The organism is Desulfovibrio cuneatus DSM 11391 (assembly GCF_000430005.1).
GTDB lineage: Bacteria > Desulfobacterota > Desulfovibrionia > Desulfovibrionales > Desulfovibrionaceae > Frigididesulfovibrio > Frigididesulfovibrio cuneatus.
This window is the reverse complement of record NZ_AUCY01000010.1, coordinates 92,822-117,030: the sequence shown is the minus strand read 5'-3', so window position 1 is coordinate 117,030 and position 24,209 is coordinate 92,822. Positions and strand designations below refer to the sequence as shown.

The following is a 24,209-nucleotide window of genomic DNA, read 5'->3' as shown; positions in this document are numbered from 1 at the left end:
CGTGCTGCTTTTTTGCATGGCACGCAGTATAGGCAAAAAACAGGCCTTTTCTTGTATCACGCACTCATGTCTGAATGTATCAAAACGGACATCCGAGTACTCTGTTTTTGTAGCTTGCCCAGTACAGCAAAAAAAACCGCCGCCACCAGAGAACAGGAAATATACACAAATAGAGCATTTTTCCCTATATGCTCAATGCAAAGGCTAAACAAAAAAGGGGCGCAAGCCTGCACTATGCCTGCCGGTAAAAAAAGCCAGCCTTGCCGTTGTCCATACCCTTCTTTCCCAAAAATTTGTAATGGCAATGTACCTTTTATAATGGTCATTGTGCCGTTTCCCAACCCGTGGAATATTCCCACCAGCAACGCGGCCCCTGGCCCCCATACCAAAAGAGATACAGCCCCCAAAGGAATAACGAGCGCAGCAAAAAATGCGACTGAGGCAGGGTTACAAGAGCGCAAAAGGGTAAGCTGCACAATGCGGGCGCTTACCTGGGCCGGGCCAAAAAGCATGCCTGCCACAATGCTGGCTGAGGCGGTTACTCCGTAAAGATGAAGTAGCGCAGGCATGTGGCTTGCCATAACTGTAGTGCTAAAGGTAGTGCATGCAAAAGTAACAGCAAGAAGGATAAATATGATGTTACTTTTGTCTGTTTCTTCTTTGCGGTGTGATACCACTTGCGGGTTGGGGCAGAGGATGCTTTGCCTTTTTGGCAAAACAAGAGACATGTTGCAGGGAAGGGCCACAGCAAGATGCAGGCAGGCCCACACAAGCAGCGTGTTCTGCCAACCAAACTGTTCCAGCAAAAAGTGGGAAAGAGGCCAGCCCACTGTGCTGGCAAAGCCGCCCAGCAGGGTTATGCCGGCAATAATGCCAGAAGAAGCTATGCCATACGCCCGCACAACTGTTGCAAAGGCCATGTCATAAAGCCCTGCTCCCATGGCCATACCAAGGCATGCCCAGGCAAGATAAAGCGAAAAAAGTCCCTGAACGTGCGCAAGAAACAACAGCCCCCCTGCAAAAAGCACATTGGAAAGAACAAGTACTTTCTTTCCTCCAAAGCGGTCTATACATCTCCCTGCAAACGGAGCCGTGAGTGCGGCAACTACAAGCGCCACAGAAAATGCGCCATAAACGCAGGAAAGAGAAATACCCAATGCGTTGGCCATGGGTTTGGCAATAACCGCCGGTAAATAGTAGGAAGAAGCCCACGCAATAATCTGGCTACACCCAAGGGATATGATGCAGGGAATGGGAAGCTCTTTCAAACTTGCCAAAGCATGGCGCATATATGTTTCCTTTGAGCAAGAATGGTAGTGTAAGGAGAATAGAGGATTAAGTGTTCTTGTTCATAGCCATATTTTCATAATTGGCAGCACATCTTTTGACAAGAAAGCAACTTTCCTGGTGCGGCGTTTTTATAAGGGCAAGTGCATGGCTGCCTTTGTTCCTTGATCATTTTCAATGCTGCATATTGCTGTATTGCAGCGATTACGTGGGGTGTAATGGGCTGCACAACAGCACTGGGCCGCTGAATAAAGTAGCCCTGCCCTAAAGGAACCCCCAAAGCAATGAGTGTGGCAAGTTCGGCCTCGGTTTCAATGCCCTCGGCAACAAGCATTGTATTGGTGAGCTTGGCAAATTCTTGCATGCCTTTTACTAGGGCCTGCTTAATTTTGTCGCGGTCAATGGAGCGAATAAGGCACATATCAAGCTTTACAAAGTGTGGCTGCACATCAGAGATAAGATTCAGCCCGGAATACCCTGCTCCGGCATCATCAATGGCAATGTGGTAACCTTGCTGCTTATAGTGGGCAAGCATACGCTTGAAATTTTCCGGGTGCTGCACGGCTTCGCGTTCAGTCAGTTCAAAAACAACGTGCTCAGCAGAAAGAGCATATTCTTGCAACCGCTCCAGGGTTAGGCCACTGCGAAACTGTGGTTCGTGTATGATGTTGGGGTTCACGTTAATAAACAAACGCAGCCCAACCGGAATTTGCCGTGCCGCCACCAAGGCGGCGTCGCGAAACAGGTATTCCACAGCAAATAAACGGCAATTTTTTGTGGCACAGCGTATAAGGGCTTCTGGGTTTTCCAGAAGGCTGCCTGCTGGCCCCCGGCCCAGCGCTTCATAGCCAAAAACAGAACCATCCTGAAGAGAGATGATAGGTTGGAGCACGCTGTACACATTGCATGTGTGGATAAGAGCAATAAGTTCCTGTTCTTCTTTGCGCCGGATTTTTGCAATGGAGCTTGAAAATATACGCGGTGTTTGCATAAATGCTCCGTAACGGTGGAAAAGTGGTGGGTGCGCCAGGGGCTGCTGCCAGTGGAACTTGTCAGATATGCTCTGGTTGAGATACGCCAGAGGCAAAAAGCATAGGAAGTTCACGTTGCAAACAGGTTACAGTATTGCTCCACTCGCGTAACAAAACAAGAACGCCATGCTCCTCCCGGCTTAAGGGTGGGGCGTGGCGTTTTCTATATTCACCTAATAGCAGAAGACTATTGCTATGACAGCCTGGTTATGTTCCCATGAAGAACGTGCAGGAGCCGCGCATTACAGAAATTGGCCAACTTTTTCTAAAAAGGTTGGTGCATCTTCGCAAAACAAATGCCAGCGTGCACTCAGGGTTTCTTCCGGCCAGTGCCACCAGGCAAGCTGTTCCAGCGCTTCGGCTATGGCAGGGTTGGCAAACCGGGGGCGTAGCGCCCGGCCAGGGTTGCCCACCACCACATGCCAGGCAGGTACATCTTTTGTTACCACACTGCCTGCCCCAATAATGGCTCCATTACCCACCTGCACACCGGGCAGCAAAATGGCCCCATGGCCTATCCACACATCATGCCCAATACGCACGCCGTCTTCCCGGCGCCAGGTAAACACCGTTTCGTCTGTTACCCCGGTATGCTGGAAGCCGTATTTCCCCGGCCTGTATGTAAAGTGGTGCAGCGTGGGCCGCCACCAGGGGTGGTTACTGGGGTTTATGCGCACATGGGAAGCAATGGAAACAAAATTGCCGATGGATGCGTACATAATGTCGGAATCATTGCAAACATAGCTATAATCACCCAAGGTTACCCCGTGCAGTTGGCAGCGTTCCCCCACTTCTGTCCATTTTCCCAACACGGTTTCATGCAATTTGGCACAGGGTGCCACGGAAGGTTCCGGGTGAAGCATGGTCGTGCCTGCTGTATTGGAGGCTGTAGTTTCTTGCTTCATAGGGCATTCCTTTCCACTGTGCCTTCAAGGGGAAAGTGCGCCACTACCGTAAAGGGGGAAGCGTAGCGGCTTTCACGTTTTTCTTCCGGGGTAACGGGCTGGCGGCACACACACAAGCTGCCTATTTCCAGTGGATCCATCAGGAGTGGAGCGAAATATGAATTAAGTGGCAATACCAGGCTGTTTTCCTGCCCTTCCGCAATCTTCCCGGTTAGGGTTATATGAAATTCATACTCATCCAGCACGTAGGGGTAGTTCCAACGTGTGAGGTTGGCCTGTTGCCGTGGGGTAAGGGAATGCCCGCCTCTGCGGCGCAGTTCAACTTCTTCAAGCGGAGCCTGAAGGGGATGAAAAAAGCGCACAGCAAGCGCCGCAAGCTGCATCAACTGGGCATAGGCTGTGCGCTCCCGCGCGGAAACCTGGGCCGGGCGCAAAGCAAAGAACCCCCGGTGCATGACAAGCTGGACATGCGGTAACACCACGGAACTTGCCCGGAGGCAAAAAGCAGCCGCTTCTGCCAGCAATTCTTCTTCTGTAAGGGAGGCGATAAAGAAAGGGGCCACTACGGTTGCGTGCAGGCCGTAGCGGGCTGGCTCTTGCGTCAGGGCATCCTCTGCCAGGGGCCTTGGCAGGGCAGCCTTGATTGAAGGCAACTGATGGCCTGTATACACATCATAGCCAAGCAAGGCTGCCCCACGAGAATACAGGGGGGTTTCATGCTTGGGGATATAATAGATAGCGTAGCGGTATTCCATATTCTGCTCTGAGTTTTGGTAAGAAAAGTGAAGCAACGCCGCCAAACGGAATTAATCAGCGTTTCCCTATACAAACCGCTTGCGAATGAATTGGGAAAGCACGTCAAACAAAATAACCACGGCAATAATAACCAGCATAACCGCAGCGGTTTGGGCAAAATAGAACCCGCGTATTAACTCCCACAGCACCACACCAATGCCACCTGCACCCACCATACCCACCACAGTGGCAGAACGGATGTTGGATTCCAGGCGATACAGGGAGAAGGAAATCCACAAAGGCAGAACCTGCGGGATAACGCCGTACAGAATTTCTTCAATACCCAGGGCACCTGTGGAGCGGATACCTTCTACCGGGTGCGGGTCAATAGCTTCCACGGCTTCGGAAAACAGCTTTGCCAGAACACCTGTGGTATGGACGAACAGGGCCATAACCCCGGCAAATGGGCCAAGCCCCACTGCTACTACAAACAGCATGGCAAACACCATTTCATTGATGGCGCGGCAGGCATCCATAAGGCGGCGCATGGGTTGGTACACCCACCAGGGCACCAGGTTTTCAGAACTTAAAATGCCGCAAGGCACAGCAAACACCACAGCCAGGGCCGTACCCCACAAGGCAACCTGAATGGTTACTACCATTTCTTCCAGGTACAGCCGCCAGTCGGCAAAATCTGGCGGGAAGAACCCCTTGGCAAAAGACCCCATGTTGGCACCATCGGTAAACAGGGCCATGGGGCGCATGTCTGCCCCATTCCAAGAGAGGGCCAGCACAGCAAGGCAACCTCCCCAAAGAAACATAGGAAACCAGGATCGCTTGGGAGCGAGTAACGTAGCATTGGTCATACTCTTTCCTTTCTATACAAGAGCCCGGCTTGTAACCGGGCTCTTTAACAGTCATAACAAAGATTACTTGGCCTTTTTCAGCTCATTGGCGCGGGCATCCAGTTTTGCCAGGGCAGCGTCAATGGCAGCCAATTTCTCTTTCTTTTCCGCATCGCTCAGGTTGGCGTTGCCTTCAACCTTTGAACGGTCTTTAAACAATTCGAGCTGGCGAATGGGAATGGAATGGTCGTTGGTGGCAGGCTGGAAAGGAGCCCAATCCAGGTTGGCAAGAATTTTCTTGTCTTCTTCCACCTTTGGGCCTTTTACTCCAAAATTGAAGATGAAGTTGGCAATGGTTTCTTTAGTTTCCTTGGGCAGGTCTTTACGCCACACCAGTGGGTCGCCGGGAATAAGGGGGGAAGTCCAGATAACTTTGATTTCATCTACTTTGGCGGGGTTACTTCTGCGCAGGTTTGTCAAGGTTTCACTGTTGCAAGTGGCTACATCTACCTGCTTGTTGGCAACAGCCATGGCGTTGGTTTCATGGTTTGCGTTTACAGTGCGCTTAAATGCTTTTTTGGGGTCTACGTTGTTTTTGGCAAATACATAATACCCAGGCACCACAAAGCCGGAGGTAGAGTTGGGGTCGCCATTGCTGAACGTAAGGTTCTTGGCATTTTTCAGCACGTCTTCAACTGAGTTCAGTGGGGAGTCTTTGCGCACCACCAGGTGGGCGTAATACCCACCAATGCCCGCCTTATCCATGGTTTTGGCAAATACTTCGCCATCAGCTCTGTCTACAGCTTCAATGGCAGACTTGTTGCCAAACCAGGCAAGCTGTACTTTATTGTACTGCATACCGGTAATGATGCCTGCGTAGTCCGGGGCAAAAAAGGCATTAATTTTCATGCCCGTTTCTTCTTCCATCCGCTTTAAAAAGGGGAGCCACTGTGATTTCAGGTTCTGGGAAGATTCCGTGCTGATAATACCAAAATCCAGTTCCTTGGGGGCGGCTGCCACACCAGGAAGGGAAAAACCGGTAACGCAGGCCACAGTAAGGGCTAAAGCCAGTATACGGGATAGTTTCATGGGGCACTCCAATAAGATTGATAAAAATTTGAAACACATTGATTACATGGCCATTGGGGGAAACGCTCAGTTGTTTCGTTTGGCAAGGCACGAGCTTTTTTTGAGGCGGGTGCTGACAATTCCGCAGGAAAGCGGAATTGGGAACCGCCCGGAGGGCGGGAGCCGAAGGCCGAGGCCCAGGACGGGCCGAGTCAACTCTTCGGTCCTGCCCCGCTTCAAAAAAAACGAGCAACGCCGCCAAACGGAATTAATCAGCGTTTCCCTATGCAGCCCCGTGGGCAAGCTGCATGGATGGTGCATAGTTATGTTCAGTTTCCTGCGAAGTGGCATGAGCAAACATTTCCGCACTGGCTGCGCCGTAGATTTCCTGTAAAAAGGCAGGGGTCAGTCTGTCGGAAGGGCCGTCGTATACCACCACGCCATCTTTCAAGGCTACCGTGCGCGGGCAGTATTTAATGGCAAAGTCTACCTGGTGCAGGGTTACCACCACGGTAACGCCGTCTTTCTGGTTCACTTCGGCAAGCAGTTCCATAACCCGGCGGGAAGATTCAGGGTCAAGGGAAGCAATGGGTTCATCTGCCAGAAGCACTTTGGCCTTTTGCACCATGGCTCTTGCAATAGCAGCGCGTTGCTGTTGCCCGCCGGAAAGAGTGGAAGCACGCTGAAATGCTTTGTCTATAATCCCAACACGCACAAGGGCTTGCAAGGCATCTTTACGCACTTTTTCCGGAAACATACCGAAAAAGGAACGCCACAAAGGAACGCGCCCCAACGCCCCCAGCATAACGTTGGTTTGTACGGATAGCCGCTCCACCAAGTTGAATTGCTGAAAGATAACGCCAATGTTCACACGGGTTTTACGGATGCTCGGGGTAACCCTACCGTTATGTTGTACAACGTCACCCAAAACGCGCACTGAGCCGCCTTCCTTATCTGCCTGAGTAAGGCCGGAAATGTGGCGCAGCAAGGTAGATTTGCCGGAACCGGAAGCGCCAATAAGGGCCACCATTTCCCCTTTATTGATGGAAAGGGATATATCGTTGAGAGCACGGTGGGAACCAAAGGAACGGGAGAGATTCTTGACCTTAATCATGAGTAGTCTCCTTATGAAGAACGTATTGCCAAGAATTGGCAAGGGTTTGCACAAACGCATGCTGGGCAGTTTCCAGCGCCAGCGAATTATCAATGCGTATATGGTTTGGAAGGGGAGGAAGTTCCAGGCCAGCCCGTTCCAGGCGGGCTTCAATACCTTCTTCGCTTTCTCTGCCCCTGGCCGCAAGGCGCTGGCGCAGAACTTCCCGCTGCACAGTAATTTCAACAACAAGCATGGGCTGAATGCGCCGGGCAGCTTCTTGGGCGTAGGCTCGTGAGCCGTTCATGACAACAATGCCACCCTGCTTGAGGCGTTCCAGTATGTTGCGGTGAATGCCGTAGGAAAGCCCGTGGCTGTGCCACTCCAGAATAAAGGCATCATCCTGGGAAAGTGCGGTGAACTGGGAAGAGGAAAGGGGTATGTGATCTTCATGCCCAGCTTTTGCTGGGCGCGTAATGTGCCGCCGGACAAAATGCATGGGCTGGCTGCCCTGCCTGTTCTGGGCAAAATGGCTTTTGGCAAAGGAAAGCAAACTGTCCTTGCCAGCCCCGGAAGGACCAACCACATACACGAGAAGTCCGGAATACTGTTTCATTAAAATACCAATTGGCCTTGTACCAACACCCGGCGTACAACGGGCAAATCGCCCCGCAGGGCAACCCGCACCATGTCTGCCCGCAAGCCAGGGGCAATGGCACCCCTGTCTTTCAGGCCCACAGCATCGGCATTATTTTTGGTTACTAAGGCAATGGCTGCGGGCAAGGAAAGGCCCGCTTGCTGGTGCAGCACAAAAGCCCCGTGCAGCAGGCTTGCAGGAACATAGTCGGATGAAAGGCCCCCAAGCCAGCCAGCCCTGGCTATTTCCAGGGCGCTGACATTGCCGGAATGCGACTGCCCGCGCACCACATTGGGCGAACCCATAAGTACTGTCATGCCATGGGCATGAGCGTGTTGTGCGGCTTCAAGGGTGGTGGGAAATTCACTGATGCCTATGCCCATTTTCAGCGCATCGTCCACATCCATTGTGGTGGTGTCGTCGTGGCTGGCCATGGGCAGGTTGCGCTGGGCACAAAACTCCATCACCATGCGGGTGTGCAAGGGTGTGTAACGGCGTTGCCTTTCCTGCAATATGGCAACAGTTTCAGCAAATTCTTCTTCACTCCACATCTTTGAAGTGCTGTAGTAAGTGCGGTAGGCGTCGGTATTACGCCATTGGCGCTGCCCCGGCGTATGGTCCATCAAGGAAACAAGCTGCAAACCCGCTGATTGGGCAAGGGGTTCAAACATGTCCCACATGTTGGGGTCGTTCAGTTCGCACCGCAAATGCAAGCGGTGGTCCACGCGCATGTCGTCTTCATGGGCGCATTCATCAAACGCCTTTACCGCCATTTTGAGCATGGGGTAACGGCCTTTGTCCTGGGTTTCGCCAATACATACAGAGTCAAACACGGTGGTTATGCCTGCTGCGGCAAGCTGGGCGTCGTGCGCCAAAAAAGCCGACTTGGCAGAAGGCCAAATAACCTTGGGCCGTGGCATCATATGCTTTTCAAGGTTGTCGGTGTGCAGTTCCACAAGGCCAGGAATAAGGTAATCGCCCTGGCAGTCTTCCACAGTGCACCCGTTTTGCAGGTGCAGGGAAGGCAGAGGGCCTGCTTCCACATGGGCAATTTTGCCATCTTGGATATGGACATGCCCCTCTATTACGGAAAAAGGGGTGACAATTTTTGCATTTACAAGGCACAGTTCACGCAGCATTGGTTGTTCCTGATTGTACTTGAAAAAGGGTGTCTGCCACGGCATGGCGCACGGCTTCATCGTGGAAAATGCCCACTACCGCGCAACCATTGGCCTTGGCTTCCTGTATAAGTTCAATAACTGTTTGTCTGTTGGTGGCGTCCAGTGAAGCTGTGGGCTCATCCAGCAGCAGCACCGGGTAGGAGCGAATAAACCCACGGGCAATGTTCACTCGTTGTTGTTCCCCGCCGGAAAAGGTGGCAGGGGCAATGCGCCAGAGCCGTTCTGGAATACGCAGGCGGCGTAGCAGGGCCACGGCCTTTTCTTCTGCCAAGGCCTTGTCTTCCCCCATGCTCAGGCAGCGCTCTGCCACAATATCTAGGGTGCTTACACGGGGAATAACCCGCAAAAACTGGCTGACATAACCGATGGTGTCGCGGCGTATCGCCAATATTTCCCGGGGTGTTGCGGTGGCTATATCCACCACTTCTTTCCCATGCTGCACCACAATGCTGCCGGAACACGGCTTATAGTTGGCATACATGGAGCGCAACAGGGTGGATTTACCCGCCCCGGAAGGCCCGTGTAACACAAGGCATTTGCCATAATGGGCTTCAAGGTTCAGGTTATTGAAGGCCTCAATGCGCACGCCGCCCTGGGTGTGCAGGGTGAATGTTTTGGAAAGATTGCGCACTGCCAGTGCAGGCGGGGTATTTGTGGGTACAGCGGAAATGGTCATGGCGCATTATCCTTGCAAAATGGAGGAAACAAGTAACTGGGTGTATGGGTGGTGTGGGTCGTCCAGCACTTGGTCTGCCAGGCCTGCTTCCACCACCGCACCCTGGTGCATCACCAGCATTCTGTCTGCCAGCAGGCGGGCCACTGCAAGGTCGTGGGTAACAAGCACCACAGCAAGCCCAAGGTTGCGCACCAGGTGGCGGAGCAGGTCAAGCAACTTTGCTTGCACAGAAACATCCAGCCCGCCTGTGGGCTCATCCATGAACACCAGCCGTGGGGAAGACACAAGGTTACGGGCAATTTGCAAACGCTGCTGCATACCGCCGGAATAGGAGGCTGGGGTGTCATCCAGCCGGTTTTCCGGAATTTCCACCCGGTGCAACCATTCCTTGCCTGCATTGCGAATGGTGCCATAATGCCGCTCACCACAAGCCATAAGGCGTTCCCCAATGTTCCCCCCGGCGCTCACCGCCATGCGCAAACCATCACGCGGGTGCTGGTGTACAAAACCCCACTCCGTACGCAACAGGCGGCGTTTTGCCCCTTCCGGCAGGTTAGCAATGTCGTATGGCTGCCCAGCGGCATCACGGTAGGTAATAGACCCTTCGCTCAAGGCAAGGCGGCCTGAAATAATGTTGAGCAACGTGCTTTTGCCAGAACCGGATTCCCCCACAATGGCGAGCACTTCTCCCGGCCACAAAGAAAATGAGACCTTGGCACAGCCTACCCGGCTACCATAATAGTGGGCCACATTTTCCACCTGCAACAAAGGCTGTTCTGTACTGGTATTCATGGGCTCCATCGTGGTTGGGTATTGTGAAGATACTGTACTCATAGCTATGCTTCCTTCCCTGTACCCTGCGGGGCAGCAACGGGCATACCGTCACCCACATGGCCCTGGGCCTGGCGGGCCGCACAGTAGTCAGAGTCTGAACACACATACAATCGCGCCCCGGCATCATCCACAATCACTTCGTCCAGGTAACTTTCTGTGCTGCCGCACAGGGCGCAAGGGCGCAGCCACGTTTGCACGGCAAAGGGGTGGTCTTCAAAATCAAGGCTTTTTACTGTGGTATAGGGCGGAATGGCATACACCCGTTTTTCCCTGCCTGCCCCAAACAGTTGCAGGGCCGGGCAGTTGTCCATTTTGGGGTTGTCAAACTTGGGCAGGGGGGAAGGGCTCATCACATAGCGCCCCCCCACCAGCACGGGGTAATCGTAGCTGGTGGCAATTTCCCCATGGCGGGCAATGTCTTCATACAGTTTCACATGCATGATGCCGTATTCTTCCAGGGCGTGCATGGTACGTGTTTCGGTTTCGCTGGGTTCCAGCCAGCGTAAAGGTTCAGGAATGGGCACCTGGTACACCATAACCTGCCCCTCTTGCAGGGCTTCTTCAGGAATACGGTGGCGGGTTTGGATAATGGTTGCCTCGCTTGTATGCGTTGTGGTGGCAACCCCGGCAACCTTGCGGAAAAAGCTGCGAATGGAAACAGCGTTGGTGGTGTCGTCTGACCCCTGGTCAATCACCTTCAGCACATCATCCTGGCCCATAATGGCGGCAGAAATCTGAATGCCCCCCGTCCCCCAGCCATACGGCATGGGCATTTCACGGCTGCCAAAGGGTACCTGGTAACCCGGCACGGCAACGGCTTTGAGCAAGGCCCGGCGCACCATGCGTTTTGTTTGTTCGTCCAGGTAGGCAAAATTGTATTGAAAACATGCCTCGGCATGGTTTTCCATGCTGTGCATTGTGTCTGTTTGGGCGGTCATATGCCTTCCTCCGTACCGGTTGCTGCATTTGCCTGTGTGGTAGCCTGGGCGCTGGCCTGGTGCCGGGCAAATGCCTCGCGCATGCCACGAACAAGGCCAAGTTCCGCCTGAAAGTCCACATAATGGGGCAACTTTAAATGCTGCACAAAGCCGGAAGCTTCTACGTTGTCGCTATGGTACAAAACAAATTCCTGGTCTTGGGCCGGGGCCATGACGGCTTCCCCCAGCTCCGGGGCTTGCAAGGCACGGTCTACTAAGGCCATGCTCAGGGCTTTGCGTTCGTTTTCCCCAAAGGCAAGGCCATAGCCTCTGGTAAAGCAAGGCTCTATCCCCGCGCCACCGTGAAACTTGTTCACCGTTTCACACTCCGTAAGAAACATTTCCCCAAGCACTACAGGAAAGCCCAACTCTTCCGGCACAAAACTCACTTCCACCGTACCCATGCGAATTTCCCCGGCAAAGGGATGGGTGGAACCAAAGCCGCGCTGGGTGGAGTAGGCAAGGGCAAGCAACAACCCTTCATCACTGCGAGCCAGGTTTTGCAGACGCACATCGCGCCCTGCGGGCAGGGTAAGGGGGTTGCGGGTAATGTCTTCCGGTGCAGCAGGTGGCTCTGTATTGCTTGCTTGCGGCAACAGTCCTTCCTGCTCCAGGAATCCCATAACTTTAGGGTAGGTTACGTTATTTACTGTGGCATGCGCCTGTTCTTGTGCCATGGCAGATACGTCTTCTGTCGTGGCAGAAGGAGTCAGCAGGGAGGCATCCAATAAGCGGTGGGTGTAATCAAACGTGGGGCCAAGCACCTGCCCGCCGGGAATGTCTTTATAGGCGGCAGAAATACGCCGCTGCACCTGCATGGTTTCTGTTGCCACAGGCAAGGAAGAGCCAAAACGGGTAAGGGTGGTACGAAAGGCACGGAGCAGAAAAATGGCTTCCACCATGTCACCCCTGGCCTGCTTGACTGCAAGGGCTGCCAGTTCCGGGGCATACAGGGAACCTTCCGCCATAACTCTGTCCACTGCCAGGGAAAGCTGTTCGGTTATTTGTTCTATGCCAACTTCCGGCACAGCAGGGTTGCCCCGGCGTTTTTGGGCAAGCAAGGCATGGGCGGCGTCAATGGCTTTTTCGCCCCCTTTTACGGCTACATACATGGCATGGCCTCCTGTGTAACTGTGGCGGCCTGCACAACCGTGGTTCTGGGCAAGCCCATAATGCGGGGCATGGCTGTATTCGTCGTATTTTCAATAAAAACCACATCCACCCCCAAGGGGAAACTGCGGTTATTTTCCCGCCACTGTTGCCAAAAAAGTTCTGGCAACTCGGCTACTGGCACGGGGCGCTGCTTACCATGCGCCCCACCAATGCCGGGGCCTTGGACCACAAGGCCGCTTGCCCCAGCAAAGGAAGTAGCAATGATGACGGTGGTACTGGTTTCCGGGTACATGGCAGTGCCTTGGCAAAAAGCATTCAGGCTGGGCATGGTTTGTGGCATGGCAATAAAGGCGAAGGCGGCATTTTCAGGGGAAGGTGCAAACACGGCCCCGCAATGAAACCGCAGGTAGCGGCGCAGGGGTTCAGTATCTAACTCTGGCTGCAACCACAGGGGTGTTTCCCCGTCGCACAGGGCAAGGGCCAGGGCGGCCATGCCTGCGCTGAATTTGCCCTCGGCTTCAGGCTGGGGGGGCAACACAGGCAAGGTATGCAGCGTGCAGGGGGTGCTCATGGCATGGAGCACAGTGTGGAAGCATTGCTGCGCCTCATGCACTGGGCTGGCAAAACCGGGAACAAGTGTACTCATTAGTCTTCCCCCCGTACCATGGTAAAAAATTCTACCCGCGTTGGGGCTACTTCCTGTTCCTGAGCCAGTGTGCGCTCAGCTTCTTTTTGTTGCAGCACAGAAAATAGCTGCTCTGTAAACGGCTTATTATATTCAGCAAGCTGCATAAAGGCATCGCCCAAAGCAGCAAGTGTGGCATGTTCTGGCTTGTTACCTTGCACCCAGGCATAGCCAAGGCATTCCTGTTCGCCTTGCAAACGCACGGTGCAGCGGGTAACCAGCATTTCACCAAGATTAAACCGGGTGGCTCCTGTTTGGCCTTCCACCATCACAAGCCCAGCTTCGGGCTTGCGCAAAAAAGAATAGGCGGCGCGCTGGGCTACCGGACGGATAAATGCATCAAGTAATTGTTCTGGGGCAAGGGCCAGAAGGCGCATCCATTGCGCCCTGGTAAGTGGCTCTGTACTGCCGCAGCAAGATATATTCATGGTTCTGCCTGCTCGTATGGAAGTTCACACAACACGCAGCCGCATTGGCTGCTGCAATAGTTTGTATGAAACCTGTGTGAATAAACAATGGCAGACCCATGACATTTTGGTGACAGGGAACACGGGAGAAGAAAAAGAAAAGAAAAGAAAAAGGCCGAACTCCTGCAAAAGAAGAGTTCGGCCTTGAATGGCTCCATGCCAACCTGCTGTTATTAATGCATCTGTTTACCGGATATAAGTTGTGCTGCGAGTGTTTCCAGCGTTGCCACGCTGGAACCGATGTGGCCGACTCTGGTTTCAGCTTCGTGCATTAAGGTAAACGTTTCACTGGCAATGGAGTGTACTTCGGTGGCATTTCTTTCTATCGCCTCACTGCTGACGGCTTGTTCCTGCACTGCCGCAGCAATGCTTTGCACCTGGGTGGCAGCTTCTTGTGTAGAATGAGCAATGTCTCGAATATGGTGCTCCGTTTCCTGACTCAGGTTTACCCCTTTTTCCACAGAGGCAATGGAAAGGCGCATACATTCTGCCACATGACCAACTTCGGTGCCAATGCTGTTCACAACTGACTGCACTTCCCCTGTGGCTGTCATGGTTTTTTCAGCCAGTTTGCGCACTTCATCAGCCACCACAGCAAACCCGCGCCCACTTTCACCAGCGCGGGCAGCTTCAATGGCGGCATTCAGGGCCAGCAAATTGGTTTGGTCGGCAATTTCCCGAATACTACCCAAAATCTGCACAATGCCGTTCATTTTCTCTTCCAGCGCACCCAGGCCAAGGCGAGTGTTTTCCACCTGCTGCGATATTTCCTGCATGGAGCCTGCCAAGGCTTCCACCCGTTGCAGGCCTTTCGTTGCGGCGGTATAGGCCGTGGTGCTTTCCGCCGCAGTGGTGGCCCCCCGCTGGGCCACTACTTCCACACTGGCCCGCATTTGCCCAATGGCACCTGCCATACCCTGGGTATGATCCTGCTGCTTACGAGTGCCATCACTGGCTGTGCCAACACATTGCTCAATAGCCTTTGCCGTAGCGCGCAATTCCTGCATAACACCTTGCAGCGCCTTGCCTGCCTGGGCCATGCCTTCCTGCTTGGCGGTTTCAGCCTGCCGCATGGCTTCTTCCGTTTTAGCCTGAGCTTCTTTTGCTGCCTGGGTTGCCACCTGGGCTGCCCTGGCTTGCGTTGCAGCAGCTGCCATTTCTGTGCGCAATGAAGCTACCATGGCCTCAAGTGCCTGTTTTAGAACAAGCATGTCAGCCTTATATGTTCCACGGGCAACAGCTTCCAAATTGCCTTTTTCCACATTTTGGGCAAAGTTTATCAGCCCAATTATCGGCTGCGTCACAGAACGGAGCAACACAAGGGCAATAACCAGCGAACTCCCGGCCCCCGCAGCAAGGACAAGCAGGATGAGACTGCTGATGTTTTCATTGTTTTCCTGCTGCTCGGCTTCGCGCCTGCTTATGGCTTCAGCACTGTAGGTAAGCACGGCATTTACTGCCTGCTCAATGCGGTAGGTTGCCGTTTTGAATTGCCCTATCTTGCTATTACCCTGCTGCGGGGTAAGTTCCGGGTGGGCAAACAGTTCGGCGGCCACGCCCTTAACCCCCTGTATATACACACTCAGGTCGTTTGGGGCAGAATCCAGCATTTCACGGGTTTCACGCGGCATGCTGGCGTCATTCCTAGCAAGTTGCAGCAGGCTCTGGAGTATGCGCTGCAAGCGGTCATTTTCTGCCATGAAGCGTTGCAAGTAATCTTTTTGTTTTTCAGTTGCTCCTGCATTCAGCAGCAGGTCTTTTTCAAACCGCCTGTGGGTGAGCATGGAAATATGGGCCGCGTTAGCAGCTTGTACAAGCTGGGTTTCTTGCCCCCGTATAGCTGCTGTTTCTGCCCAAAGCGAACGCACGCCGTAGTAGCCTGCACCCCCTGAAAGCAAGAGAAGCCCCAACAGAAACGAGATGCCAAGCAGAATCTTTGTCCGTACAGACATGAAAAGACCATCCTTCCGGTATATTTACAGGCAAAAATAAGAACATGTTTGAATGAGAGTGTTATTGGCCTGTTTGGGCAATGCACCTCAGAGCTTATTATTGCATATCGGCAGCAAACACGCTTTGCCATGGATAATTTATGACATTTTTGTGACATTAGCGTGACTTTTCCGTTATTCCTGCGTGCACTTGCTGGAATACTCCAGGTTTTCTTTCTTCTCTCTGCTTGTTTTTTGTATATGGCATATACCTGTGGGCGATTTCTGTCCCACTTTGTGTAACCAAATCTTTTCACATCAAGATAATATGGGGGTATTTGAGGGGGTATCAGTTTTTAATTTTTTATTTTATCTGAAAAGTATCAACATGTTATGTTTTAAATTTTAATCCTGCTCCCGCAACCATAGAAATTAGGCCCTTGCAGTGGAAACGCTGTAAGGGCTTTTTCTGTATTTAGGGCTTTGGGTTCATGGTGGGGAAATGGCAAGGGTGTGCAAGAGAAGGGCAAAAAAAACCATCCTTGCGGACGGTTGGTTATGAGCAGTTTACGGGTTGCATCTATGAAGTAAAAGCCTTTGTCTTGTTAGGGGGCTATTGTTGCCCTGGCATGGTCAAGATTCAATAACAGAACCAAGGGGTCAAAGGGTGATACTATAAAACCCCGGTTCAGGTAGAATGACGCAGCTCTTTCGTGCAGGGCATGGACAAGTAGCGCCCTGATGCCAGCAATGGTTGCCGCTTGCAGGGTGCGCAGCAGGGCATCACGCAGCATACCAGTGCCCATGTTCTGCCCTGTGTGGTTTTGGTCCACCGCCAAGCGGGCCAGAAGCATTACAGGAATGGGTTGTGGCATATTGCGCCTGATACTGCCCGGTGTGAATTGGTGTTCAATACTGCCCACTGCCAGCGAATAATAACCCACCACCGCCTTACCGGAACACACCACATAGGTGCGGGTTGCGCCGGAGAGTTCATTCTTCATGGCCCGTTGGCGTAGCCAGTCATCCAGTAAATGCTCCCCGCACGAAAAGTGGGAGAGAGCGTGGGCTTTGGTGAGCGGTGCGGGGACTGAAAGCATGGCGCGACTTAGTTCTGCCATGGCGCTTGGGCGGCAAACAGCTTACGCAAACCCTGAATCTGCCCTTCTGTAGGGGGGGCGTCCATGGCGGCATTAATCTGCTCCCACTGGCTGCTATCAAGCACAAAACGGGTGCGGTCGAGCAAGGCTTCTTGCGCACAACGTACCGCATTTTCAAGAATAAAGGCCGTGCGGCTTTTGCCCATGCTCTGCGCGGCATGGTCGATAAGGGCTTTTTCCTCGTCGGATATACGTAAATTTATGGTGGCTGTGGCGCTCATGGCGTGTCCTTCCTTGTTGAGGAAAGATAAAGCCTGCGGGGGATGATGTCAATACAATGTGTATACGGCGGGGGGGGTAAGCGCTTGCTGTTACCATATGCCTTGGGTGTTTTTGGGAGAAGGGTTTACTTCTATAGTGAAATAAGTGAATATACATATTTGTGAGGCTTTGGCGTGAGAGTTGTGCGGATGCGCACCATGAAATGGAACGGATAAGAACGATCAATAGCTCATGCAGTATTTATTCAGGAAATGACTATTGACTTCTTGAAATAACGCATTATTTTTAATATAATTATTTTGTGGTCATTATAAAAATCTATGGCAAAAATAATCTACTACGGGAGTTTTTATGGCAGAAAATAAAAAGAAAACTTCGCAGAAGATTGCAAGCATTGCGGGGCAAGTCTTACAAGATGAAAATGCTTCTGCAATCCAGAGGAGCCTTGCAGCTTCTGCATTAGCACAAGCTGCTTCGGGTAAGCAAACTGGGGCAGATATGGAAGCAAAGGCTTCTGCGGCGTTGAAGAGTATTCGGTCTAGCGAACTTACAAAAGAACTTGCGGCTTCTGTTTTAGTTCAATCAAATAAAGAACGTTAAGCTTGATAGCTGAGTGGAACGTTGTTTTAACTAAAATTTTCAAGACAACCTATAACTATGCATGGAAATATCATGACCGATAACAAGCAAAAATTTAAAATTGGCGACCTTGTCCAGCTTAAATCTGGAGGCCCGAAAATGACTGTTAATTCTGTCACATTTCCGCTTTCATGCACGTGTGTATGGTTTGCAGGGACAAAGAGTAATAAAGAGAATTTTAATTATGAGGCGTTGCAATCATACGTTGAACCTGAGCCCAAAAAATAACCTTATATGCCAAAAGAGCCAAAAGAAATTACGCCCCAGCAAATAGCAGAATGGATGATTGCCACAGTTGAAAAAGACGGTGCCTTGTACCAAGATCATGCCGTATCATCTATTATATTAAACTTCGGGGAGGAGTTCTCATATCTTAATGATAATGGTAATCAAGCTATTCATAGGGATATATTGAAGATATTCAGAAAGATATCTGATAATATTGTAATCTGGGATCGTGGAGAACGGATGTGGCGGTTGCGGGATAAATTTGATGCTCCAGGTCGTATGCAGGAATAGTTCTAGGTACTTAGGGCAAAAATGGACTTCGATGGAAGTTCAAAATCTTGAAAACAATATGGTTTCACATAGGCCAAATTTTAAGGAGATAATGTGGCAAGAGTTAAGTCTGTTGAAAAAAAATTTGGGATGTTGAAGGGTTTTCTGTAGTTATGAAAACTTCTGAAAGTAAAAACTTGCGCTCGGATAAAGCTAATTTGCCACAGTATGGCATGGTAAATGCGGCAAAAAATGATATGACCGTTAAAGAATGGAAAGATCGTCGCTTTAGTAAGCAATATCCTGGTCTTACTGTAGATGTTCTTGACGGAGACGGGAACCACGTTCCAGGGCAAACAAAGATAGGTACTGTAAGAGAAAGTTATGCAGAGAATGATGATTAAGAAATATAAATAAGGGCATCCAACAGGGTGCCCTTATTTCTTTCTGACTACTGAATATCATTTGATATAGCCACTTGTTATTTGCACTCATTATTCACTATATTGTTTGGATTTAATTTATTGACCCACTTAATATACTGAGGAAAGTACTTGGTCCTACTGGACCGTTGGAGGTGCTCTATGGCTTTGTGTGCATATTTTATTGCATTGGTCGCACATGTTGGAGCATCTGATGTTTCAAGGTTCGTGATTAGTAGGTGCAGTTCTTTGTAACATTCATCCAATGAATAAATTGGTAAAACTGGATCTGGGCCTTCCAGGTAGGGGCTATAATAATTTCCCTCTTCAGGCGGGTGCCTCCGGCCCCGGCAAAAGTCGATTTTATACCCTTCATGAGCAAGTAACTTTTCCATTTCCCAATGAAGCTTATTACAATAATTAGACCAAGGTGCATACATACGCACTATTTTGCATAATTGAGCGTATTTTTTGTGTTCCTCATATGAAAAACCGATGGCCTTGTAACGGATTGGCATTTATTCCTCCTTTGCTTTTGTATAAATAAAGCATAATTAAGTATCATATGTCTAGTATGGGAGGATAGGGAGCATTTTTATATAAAGTTCTTTTATGAAGGGGCACCCTCCTGGATGCCCCTTTTTTGCTACTCTGTTGTGTTTCACGAAAAATGTACAATGATGAAGCCGATGCCTGCAAGCCCAGATGCAATACTCATTGCTTTTATTGTGCCTTCTATTATGCGTGTTTTTACAAGTGAGCCGTAACTGCTAAATTCCTGCACTCCGGCAATATTTTTTCTGTTGAATTGTTGCCTGTCAAGATAAAAACCGCTTGCAATCGTGAACACTATCAATGTAATTCCTATTACTGCGTACATGCTACACTTCCGCAATGTGTCTATGCATCTTTTCAGTATATGCATCAAACTTTCTTGTATTCTTCATTGCTTCTGTAACAAAAGCATAGATAGCAATGCCGCCTGCCGTCACACAAAGCAACACTCTTTCTAAGCTATCTTGCTGCATTCCCGCTACATTTTGAATTGTTGTCACAACGTACATTGTTAGCAAAATCAATGTAATGGAGCTATCTGCTATGTAAATGAACGTAACGCCCAAGCTCAAAGCTTTTGCGATAACGTGCAGAACCGGGCGCATGAATATCGCCAGACCTGCTCCCGCATGTGAGCTATTGTAATGGCAAATCAGACACCGCGTCGCGTAGTTGCTGGGTTCGTCTGTTATTGAGTTCCGCAATGCATGCCAGGCGGCGTATTTCGTGCGCGTTGCCAGCGCCACCTCCACTGAGCGAAGCCAGGAATTGGCATTGGGAATCACGGTAGTTGGAGAAATTTTTGTTGGATGTGGCAAGTTTTTCTTTGGCTTGGTTAACGTACTGTTTATCCTCATCCCATTTTGAGAGGAGGCGAGCTACCTCATCCTCGGCTTGCCGCAACGCCTTCTCGCTGCTTTCGGCTTTCTGCGCCAGGCAGACGTGCATTTCTGCTTGGGGGAAGGCACTGCATTCCTCACGCAAGGCCCGCTCCCCAAGAACAGGGTCTGTTGAGGCGGCAAGCGCTGGTGTTGCTACGTACATAATCAAACCAAAAAAAATCAACTGTATTGGACGCATAAGGCCTCTTGGTTTATGGGGTGAAGCGTTATTGCCTGTGTTGTGCGTTGTAACAATAAACGAGCTGGCACGGCAACACCGCACGCCAGCTCGTTTATGTTCTTTCTCTTATGGGACCAAGGGGAATAACCCAACGTTTTGTTATTTCAGTTGCTTGTGGATCAACTCCACATCTGTCGTTGGTGTATGCTGTGTATTAAGGACTATGCCTGGGTATTGGCTTTCAGTTCCTCAATAAAATCTTTAATCTGAATAATCAGATCGGAAATTGCCATAACAGCCTGTTGCGATTCCTGCATCAGCACAACGCTGGTGTTGGCCACCATGGATATTTCCTCTGTATTGCGGCTTAATTCGTCGCTGGCCCTGGTCTGTTTTGTGGAAAAGTCATTAATGGCTTCCACTTGCATGCTGCTGCGTTCTGCGGCTTTTACAATGTTGTTCAGGGCATCCGCTGCATTTTGGGCCAGTTCCGTACACTGCTTCACAATGGTGCCCGATTGTTCTGCAAGGGAAATGCTGAGGTTTGTTCCCTGCTGAATGGCTTTCACGGCGTCGCCCACTTCTTTGGTGGCCACCATGGTTTTTTCTGCCAGTTTACGCACTTCGTCTGCCACCACGGCAAACCCGCGCCCGGCCTCACCTGCTCGCGCGGCTTCAATGGCGGCATTCAGGGCCAAAAGGTTGGTCTGGTCGGCAATGTCTGTAATAACAACCATGATGTTGCCAATGCCTTGCGCTTTATCGCCCAAGGCTCCCAGGCTTTCACTAAGCTGCTCGGTGTGGGTGTCCACGTCATGAATAATATCTTTTACTTTGGTGACTATTTGTTCGCCTTCTTTGGCATTGTGGCGCGTTTCTTCTGTGCTTGCGCCTGCATCTTGGGCGTAACGGGCCACGTCGGAAACCATATTCAGCATGGAACCAATGGCATGTTCCGATTCTTCCGTTTTTCGCAACTGCATTTGGGCGCTGTCAACGGTGGCTTCAATTTGGCTGGTAAGGGAAGTGGCAGCATGGGCGGCCTGTTCCACAATGTTTTCCAGCTTGCCTGCCGCCTGCACCCGGCCTTCATGGGTTGCTCTGTTAGCCTGTTCCTGGGCTGCTTCGGCGGCTTTCAGGGCATTGCGGGCGGCAAGGCTGTTCTCTTCCGCTTCTTTGGCTTTAGCCTGGGTGGAAGAAATAAGCCCCACAATTTGGCCTATCATGCGCTGAATGTTTTCCGTCAGGTTCTTTACTTCAGGCATTTTTGGCAAGGCTTGGTTGTCAAAGGCCGTAAAGTCGCCTGTGGCCACCTTGTTCACCTTGTTCATTAAAGTATACAGCGGGTTGGTAATGCCTGCGGCAATGGCCATGCCCGCAAGAATAAGAATAAGCCCGGCAACGCCACAGCCCATAAGCACCTGGCTGATGAGCTTGTTGGTGTCTGCCATGACTTCTTCCTGGCTTATGAGCACAGCGCCCCGCCAGCCCGTATCCGCAAACTGCACAACATTAACCATGTAGCTTGTGCCAAGCCTGTTGATTGTGGTGGTGCCGGGTTGCATTTTGCCAAGCTCAAGCAGGGCGCTTTCTTGCAACGTTGTGTTGTTGCGGAACTGGCCTGCAATAGCGTCTGTTTTTGTGTGGGGGTCTACAAAGACCCTTCCGGCTTTATCAAACAAGACAATGTGGCCTGTTTGGCCGATTTTTGTTGCTGTCAGCCTGTCTACAAGGGGTTGCAGGCTGAAGTCTACCCCGGTTACGCCAATTATTTTGCCACTGAGGCGCACAGGGGCAGAAACGGTAATAACCATTTGCCCGGTGGTGGAAACATACGGGTCTGTAATGGTATAGGGGCTGTTGCCGGAGGCAGCCAACTTGAACCAGCCACGGGTTGTGGGGTCGTACCCTTTGGCAACGTTTTTGGCAGGGCCGCGGATGTAGCCTTTGTTCAGGGTGCCAAACAACACCAAGTCGACATTGGGTGCCAGGTTTTTGGTGTTGCTGAGCAGGGTATAAACGGCTTTTACTTCGGGTGCCATTTCATCCACAACCAGGGGGGTGGCTTCTTGCGTTTGGGAATAATCAGTCAGCTTGTCGTGGGCATCAAGCAGTTCCTGTTTGGCAGCCAGGGTGGTAACAATGGTTTGCCCACTGCTCAGGTACGTGGCAATGATATCATCAATGCGGAGCAATTGGCTTTGTGACTGTTGCTCAAACTGGCGTAAGGCATTTCTGGAAGCAGTGCGGTATATTATAGCGGATGCAAGGCATACTATAATGAGCACACTGAGGGAAACAAGCATGACTATTCTGGTACGAATTGACACAGGGCACCTCTGAAGCGTTGCTAACGCAACGCAGTATATGTCGATGTGGAAGGTGAATTCTTTAAGTGTAATGTCATATCGACATTTGTGCAAATAAAGTTTAGCAGCGATTGCATGGCGGCAGAGGGGGGCAGTATAAAGGCACATGCCATCTTGCGGAAGGTAGCTGCAAGGCTTTGCTTTTTCTGGATGCTTGGCAATACTTTTGGGGCTGGGTACCCCTTCTTTCTGTGTGACACACACATGTTACCTTATGATACATGTGTGTGTCTTTTTGCTGCACCTGTCCTTATGTGGAAGGAGCTGTTTTTATGGGAAGTTGCCGTGCAGGCAGCGGCAGGTGTTGTTGTGGTTATTATTTTGTTTATTTCAAAACGCTGGTCGCCCAAGGGGTTGCGGCGCAAGTCCATATATTTTTGTACTTATTTCTCCTGCACACGCCCTTGGTGTAAAAAACGGCATTGTTTTTGCTACCTTGTAGGCAATTGGAATGACCCTTTGTGAATCCAGGCGTGCCGCAGTCATTTTCCCCATGGTGGGTAAACATGCGCGGCATGCCCCTACAACAGGAGAGATCGTATGGCTAGCATTGAACAAGTATCCGGCTTTTTTATGCCCCGGGTAACCCTTATTGGTATTGGCGCACACAAGGAAATTCCCGCCCGCATTAAGGCCCTTGGTGCCAAAAAACCTCTTTTGGTAACAGATAAGGGCATTACCGCCTGCGGCATTACCGCCCAAATAGAGGCGCAACTGAAAGCCGCCAAATTGAATTATGCCATTTACGATGAAACCGTGCCCAACCCCACAGACGTTAACGTGGCAAAAGGCGTGCAGGTTTACAAAGACAACAAGTGCGATTCCCTGATTACCCTTGGCGGCGGTAGCTCCCACGACTGTGGCAAGGGCATTGGCCTTGTGGTAAGCAATGGTGGCGCAATTCATGATTATGAAGGGCTGGATAAATCGAAAAAATCTTTGCCCCCGTACCTTGCCGTGAACACCACCGCGGGCACCGCTTCGGAAATGACCCGCTTTTGCATTATTACCGACACCAGCCGCAAGGTGAAGATGGCCATTGTGGATTGGCGTGTTACCCCCAACACCGCCATTGACGACCCCCTGCTCATGGTAGGCATGCCCCCGTCCCTTACCGCAGCTACAGGCATGGACGCCCTGACCCACGCAGTGGAGGCATTTGTTTCCACCGCAGCCACCCACATGACAGACGCATGCGCGGAAAAAGCCATTGTGCTTATTGCCAAATACCTGCGCAAAGCCGTGGGCGACGGTTCCAACATGGAAGCGCGTGAACAAATGGCCCACGCCCAGTTCCTGGCAGGCATGGCCTTTAACAACGCCAGCCTTGGCTATGTGCATGCCATGGCCCACCAGCTTGGCGGTTTTTATGACTTGCCCCATGGTGAATGCAACGCCATTCTGTTGCCCCATGTGTGCCAGTTCAACTTTATTGCCCGCATGGGCCGCTACGGCACTATTGCCCGCCTGTTAGACGAAAACACCGCTGGGCTGACCCCGCGTGAAGCTGCCCTGAAAGGTATTGAAGCCATTCGTACCCTTTCAGCAGACGTAGGCATTCCTTCCGGCCTTGTGGAACTTGGCAAGCGCTACGGGAAAAACGTGCAGGCAAAAGACATTGACATCATGACCAAAAACGCCCAGCGCGATGCCTGCATGCTTACTAACCCGCGTAAAGCTAATGATGCCCAAATCGCAGCCATTTACCAGTCTGCCCTGTAGCATTTGCCTTGCCGTCTTTGTTTTGTAGGGTCATGGGCACCAGGGTTGCGCTCCTGCGCGACTTCTCTGGTGCCTCCCTCATCGTAATATGATCT

General features: G+C 51.2%; 27 protein-coding genes. 5 read left to right on the top strand and 22 right to left on the bottom strand.

Going from position 1 to position 24,209, the window contains the following annotated elements; all coding sequences use genetic code 11:
* Window positions 1-56: 56 nt before the first annotated feature.
* The 18 genes from G497_RS16140 to G497_RS0101395 all read right to left on the bottom strand — a co-directional run bounded on the left by G497_RS16140 (window position 57) and on the right by G497_RS0101395 (window position 16,846).
* Window positions 57-1,289: an MFS transporter gene (locus G497_RS16140; protein WP_051257713.1), complete on the bottom strand. Its 1,233-nt coding sequence runs from the start codon at window positions 1,287-1,289 to the stop codon at window positions 57-59.
* Between the two features lie 74 nt (window positions 1,290-1,363).
* Entirely contained in the window at window positions 1,364-2,278 is a 915-nt protein-coding gene (locus tag G497_RS16135; RefSeq protein WP_051257712.1) for an EAL domain-containing protein, read from the bottom strand.
* A gap of 282 nt (window positions 2,279-2,560) precedes the next feature.
* Window positions 2,561-3,223 carry a DapH/DapD/GlmU-related protein gene (locus G497_RS0101475; RefSeq protein WP_051257711.1) on the bottom strand — a complete coding sequence of 221 codons (663 nt, stop codon included), beginning with the start codon at window positions 3,221-3,223 and terminating at the stop codon, window positions 2,561-2,563.
* Window positions 3,220-3,978, bottom strand: coding sequence for a DUF1045 domain-containing protein (locus tag G497_RS18805; protein WP_051257710.1), 759 nt, complete (start codon window positions 3,976-3,978; stop codon window positions 3,220-3,222). Before G497_RS18805 ends, G497_RS0101475 begins: the two co-directional genes overlap by 4 nt.
* A gap of 66 nt (window positions 3,979-4,044) precedes the next feature.
* Window positions 4,045-4,824, bottom strand: a complete 780-nt coding sequence (gene phnE, locus G497_RS0101465; RefSeq protein WP_027186818.1) for a phosphonate ABC transporter, permease protein PhnE — start codon at window positions 4,822-4,824, stop codon at window positions 4,045-4,047.
* Between the two features lie 63 nt (window positions 4,825-4,887).
* Window positions 4,888-5,892, bottom strand: a complete 1,005-nt coding sequence (gene phnD, locus G497_RS0101460) for a phosphonate ABC transporter substrate-binding protein (RefSeq protein ID WP_051257709.1) — start codon at window positions 5,890-5,892, stop codon at window positions 4,888-4,890.
* A gap of 262 nt (window positions 5,893-6,154) precedes the next feature.
* Window positions 6,155-6,985, bottom strand: a complete 831-nt coding sequence (phnC, locus tag G497_RS16125; RefSeq protein WP_084515857.1) for a phosphonate ABC transporter ATP-binding protein — start codon at window positions 6,983-6,985, stop codon at window positions 6,155-6,157.
* On the bottom strand, window positions 6,978-7,580 hold the full coding sequence (phnN, locus tag G497_RS16120) for a phosphonate metabolism protein/1,5-bisphosphokinase (PRPP-forming) PhnN (protein ID WP_034636068.1): 603 nt from the start codon (window positions 7,578-7,580) through the stop codon (window positions 6,978-6,980). The genes phnC and phnN overlap by 8 nt, the downstream gene beginning before the upstream one ends.
* Window positions 7,580-8,740 (bottom strand): alpha-D-ribose 1-methylphosphonate 5-triphosphate diphosphatase, encoded by a 1,161-nt coding sequence (locus G497_RS0101445; RefSeq protein ID WP_034636066.1) that lies wholly within the window; start codon window positions 8,738-8,740, stop codon window positions 7,580-7,582. The genes phnN and G497_RS0101445 overlap by 1 nt, the downstream gene beginning before the upstream one ends.
* Window positions 8,730-9,458: a phosphonate C-P lyase system protein PhnL gene (phnL, locus tag G497_RS0101440; RefSeq protein WP_034636064.1), complete on the bottom strand. Its 729-nt coding sequence runs from the start codon at window positions 9,456-9,458 to the stop codon at window positions 8,730-8,732. The genes G497_RS0101445 and phnL overlap by 11 nt, the downstream gene beginning before the upstream one ends.
* Window positions 9,459-9,464: 6 nt before the next feature.
* The gene (gene phnK, locus G497_RS0101435) at window positions 9,465-10,250 is read right to left on the bottom strand and encodes a phosphonate C-P lyase system protein PhnK (protein WP_034636061.1); all 786 of its coding nucleotides are present in this window, start codon (window positions 10,248-10,250) and stop codon (window positions 9,465-9,467) included.
* Between the two features lie 44 nt (window positions 10,251-10,294).
* Window positions 10,295-11,230 (bottom strand): alpha-D-ribose 1-methylphosphonate 5-phosphate C-P-lyase PhnJ, encoded by a 936-nt coding sequence (locus G497_RS0101430; protein WP_084515855.1) that lies wholly within the window; start codon window positions 11,228-11,230, stop codon window positions 10,295-10,297.
* A complete protein-coding gene (locus tag G497_RS0101425) occupies window positions 11,227-12,381 on the bottom strand; it encodes a carbon-phosphorus lyase complex subunit (protein WP_027186812.1) in 1,155 nt (384 codons plus the stop codon). Before G497_RS0101425 ends, G497_RS0101430 begins: the two co-directional genes overlap by 4 nt.
* Window positions 12,372-13,028 carry a phosphonate C-P lyase system protein PhnH gene (gene phnH, locus G497_RS16115; protein ID WP_034636058.1) on the bottom strand — a complete coding sequence of 219 codons (657 nt, stop codon included), beginning with the start codon at window positions 13,026-13,028 and terminating at the stop codon, window positions 12,372-12,374. Before phnH ends, G497_RS0101425 begins: the two co-directional genes overlap by 10 nt.
* Entirely contained in the window at window positions 13,028-13,495 is a 468-nt protein-coding gene (gene phnG, locus G497_RS0101415) for a phosphonate C-P lyase system protein PhnG (RefSeq protein ID WP_084515853.1), read from the bottom strand. The genes phnH and phnG overlap by 1 nt, the downstream gene beginning before the upstream one ends.
* A gap of 212 nt (window positions 13,496-13,707) precedes the next feature.
* A complete protein-coding gene (locus tag G497_RS0101405; protein ID WP_027186809.1) occupies window positions 13,708-15,486 on the bottom strand; it encodes a methyl-accepting chemotaxis protein in 1,779 nt (592 codons plus the stop codon).
* Window positions 15,487-16,070: 584 nt separating this feature from the next.
* Window positions 16,071-16,586, bottom strand: coding sequence for a GNAT family N-acetyltransferase (locus G497_RS0101400; protein WP_245576330.1), 516 nt, complete (start codon window positions 16,584-16,586; stop codon window positions 16,071-16,073).
* On the bottom strand, window positions 16,574-16,846 hold the full coding sequence (locus G497_RS0101395) for a type II toxin-antitoxin system TacA family antitoxin (RefSeq protein ID WP_027186807.1): 273 nt from the start codon (window positions 16,844-16,846) through the stop codon (window positions 16,574-16,576). The genes G497_RS0101400 and G497_RS0101395 overlap by 13 nt, the downstream gene beginning before the upstream one ends.
* A 352-nt stretch (window positions 16,847-17,198) precedes the next feature.
* On the opposite strand from G497_RS0101395, the gene G497_RS0101390 reads away from it, so the two are divergent.
* The 4 genes from G497_RS0101390 (at window position 17,199) to G497_RS19530 (ending at window position 18,388) form a co-directional block, all read left to right on the top strand.
* Window positions 17,199-17,447 (top strand): hypothetical protein, encoded by a 249-nt coding sequence (locus G497_RS0101390; protein WP_027186806.1) that lies wholly within the window; start codon window positions 17,199-17,201, stop codon window positions 17,445-17,447.
* A 72-nt stretch (window positions 17,448-17,519) separates the two neighbouring features.
* Complete coding sequence (locus G497_RS0101385) at window positions 17,520-17,714, top strand: YodC family protein (protein WP_027186805.1); 195 nt, start codon at window positions 17,520-17,522, stop codon at window positions 17,712-17,714.
* 6 nt (window positions 17,715-17,720) lie between these two features.
* The gene (locus tag G497_RS0101380; protein WP_034636056.1) at window positions 17,721-18,005 is read left to right on the top strand and encodes a DUF6953 family protein; all 285 of its coding nucleotides are present in this window, start codon (window positions 17,721-17,723) and stop codon (window positions 18,003-18,005) included.
* Between the two features lie 152 nt (window positions 18,006-18,157).
* Window positions 18,158-18,388: a hypothetical protein gene (locus G497_RS19530; protein ID WP_084515852.1), complete on the top strand. Its 231-nt coding sequence runs from the start codon at window positions 18,158-18,160 to the stop codon at window positions 18,386-18,388.
* A gap of 679 nt (window positions 18,389-19,067) precedes the next feature.
* Here G497_RS19530 and G497_RS16110 read toward each other — a convergent pair.
* From G497_RS16110 to G497_RS0101355, 4 genes are all read right to left on the bottom strand, one after another.
* Window positions 19,068-19,286 (bottom strand): hypothetical protein, encoded by a 219-nt coding sequence (locus G497_RS16110; RefSeq protein WP_034636054.1) that lies wholly within the window; start codon window positions 19,284-19,286, stop codon window positions 19,068-19,070.
* Between the two features lies 1 nt (window position 19,287).
* Window positions 19,288-19,566 (bottom strand): hypothetical protein, encoded by a 279-nt coding sequence (locus G497_RS0101365; RefSeq protein WP_027186802.1) that lies wholly within the window; start codon window positions 19,564-19,566, stop codon window positions 19,288-19,290.
* A 31-nt stretch (window positions 19,567-19,597) separates the two neighbouring features.
* Window positions 19,598-20,041, bottom strand: a complete 444-nt coding sequence (locus G497_RS0101360; protein ID WP_027186801.1) for a lysozyme inhibitor LprI family protein — start codon at window positions 20,039-20,041, stop codon at window positions 19,598-19,600.
* A gap of 203 nt (window positions 20,042-20,244) precedes the next feature.
* Window positions 20,245-22,353 carry a methyl-accepting chemotaxis protein gene (locus G497_RS0101355; RefSeq protein ID WP_169726950.1) on the bottom strand — a complete coding sequence of 703 codons (2,109 nt, stop codon included), beginning with the start codon at window positions 22,351-22,353 and terminating at the stop codon, window positions 20,245-20,247.
* A 579-nt stretch (window positions 22,354-22,932) separates the two neighbouring features.
* On the opposite strand from G497_RS0101355, the gene G497_RS0101345 reads away from it, so the two are divergent.
* Window positions 22,933-24,114: an iron-containing alcohol dehydrogenase gene (locus G497_RS0101345; RefSeq protein ID WP_027186798.1), complete on the top strand. Its 1,182-nt coding sequence runs from the start codon at window positions 22,933-22,935 to the stop codon at window positions 24,112-24,114.
* Window positions 24,115-24,209 lie beyond the last annotated feature (95 nt).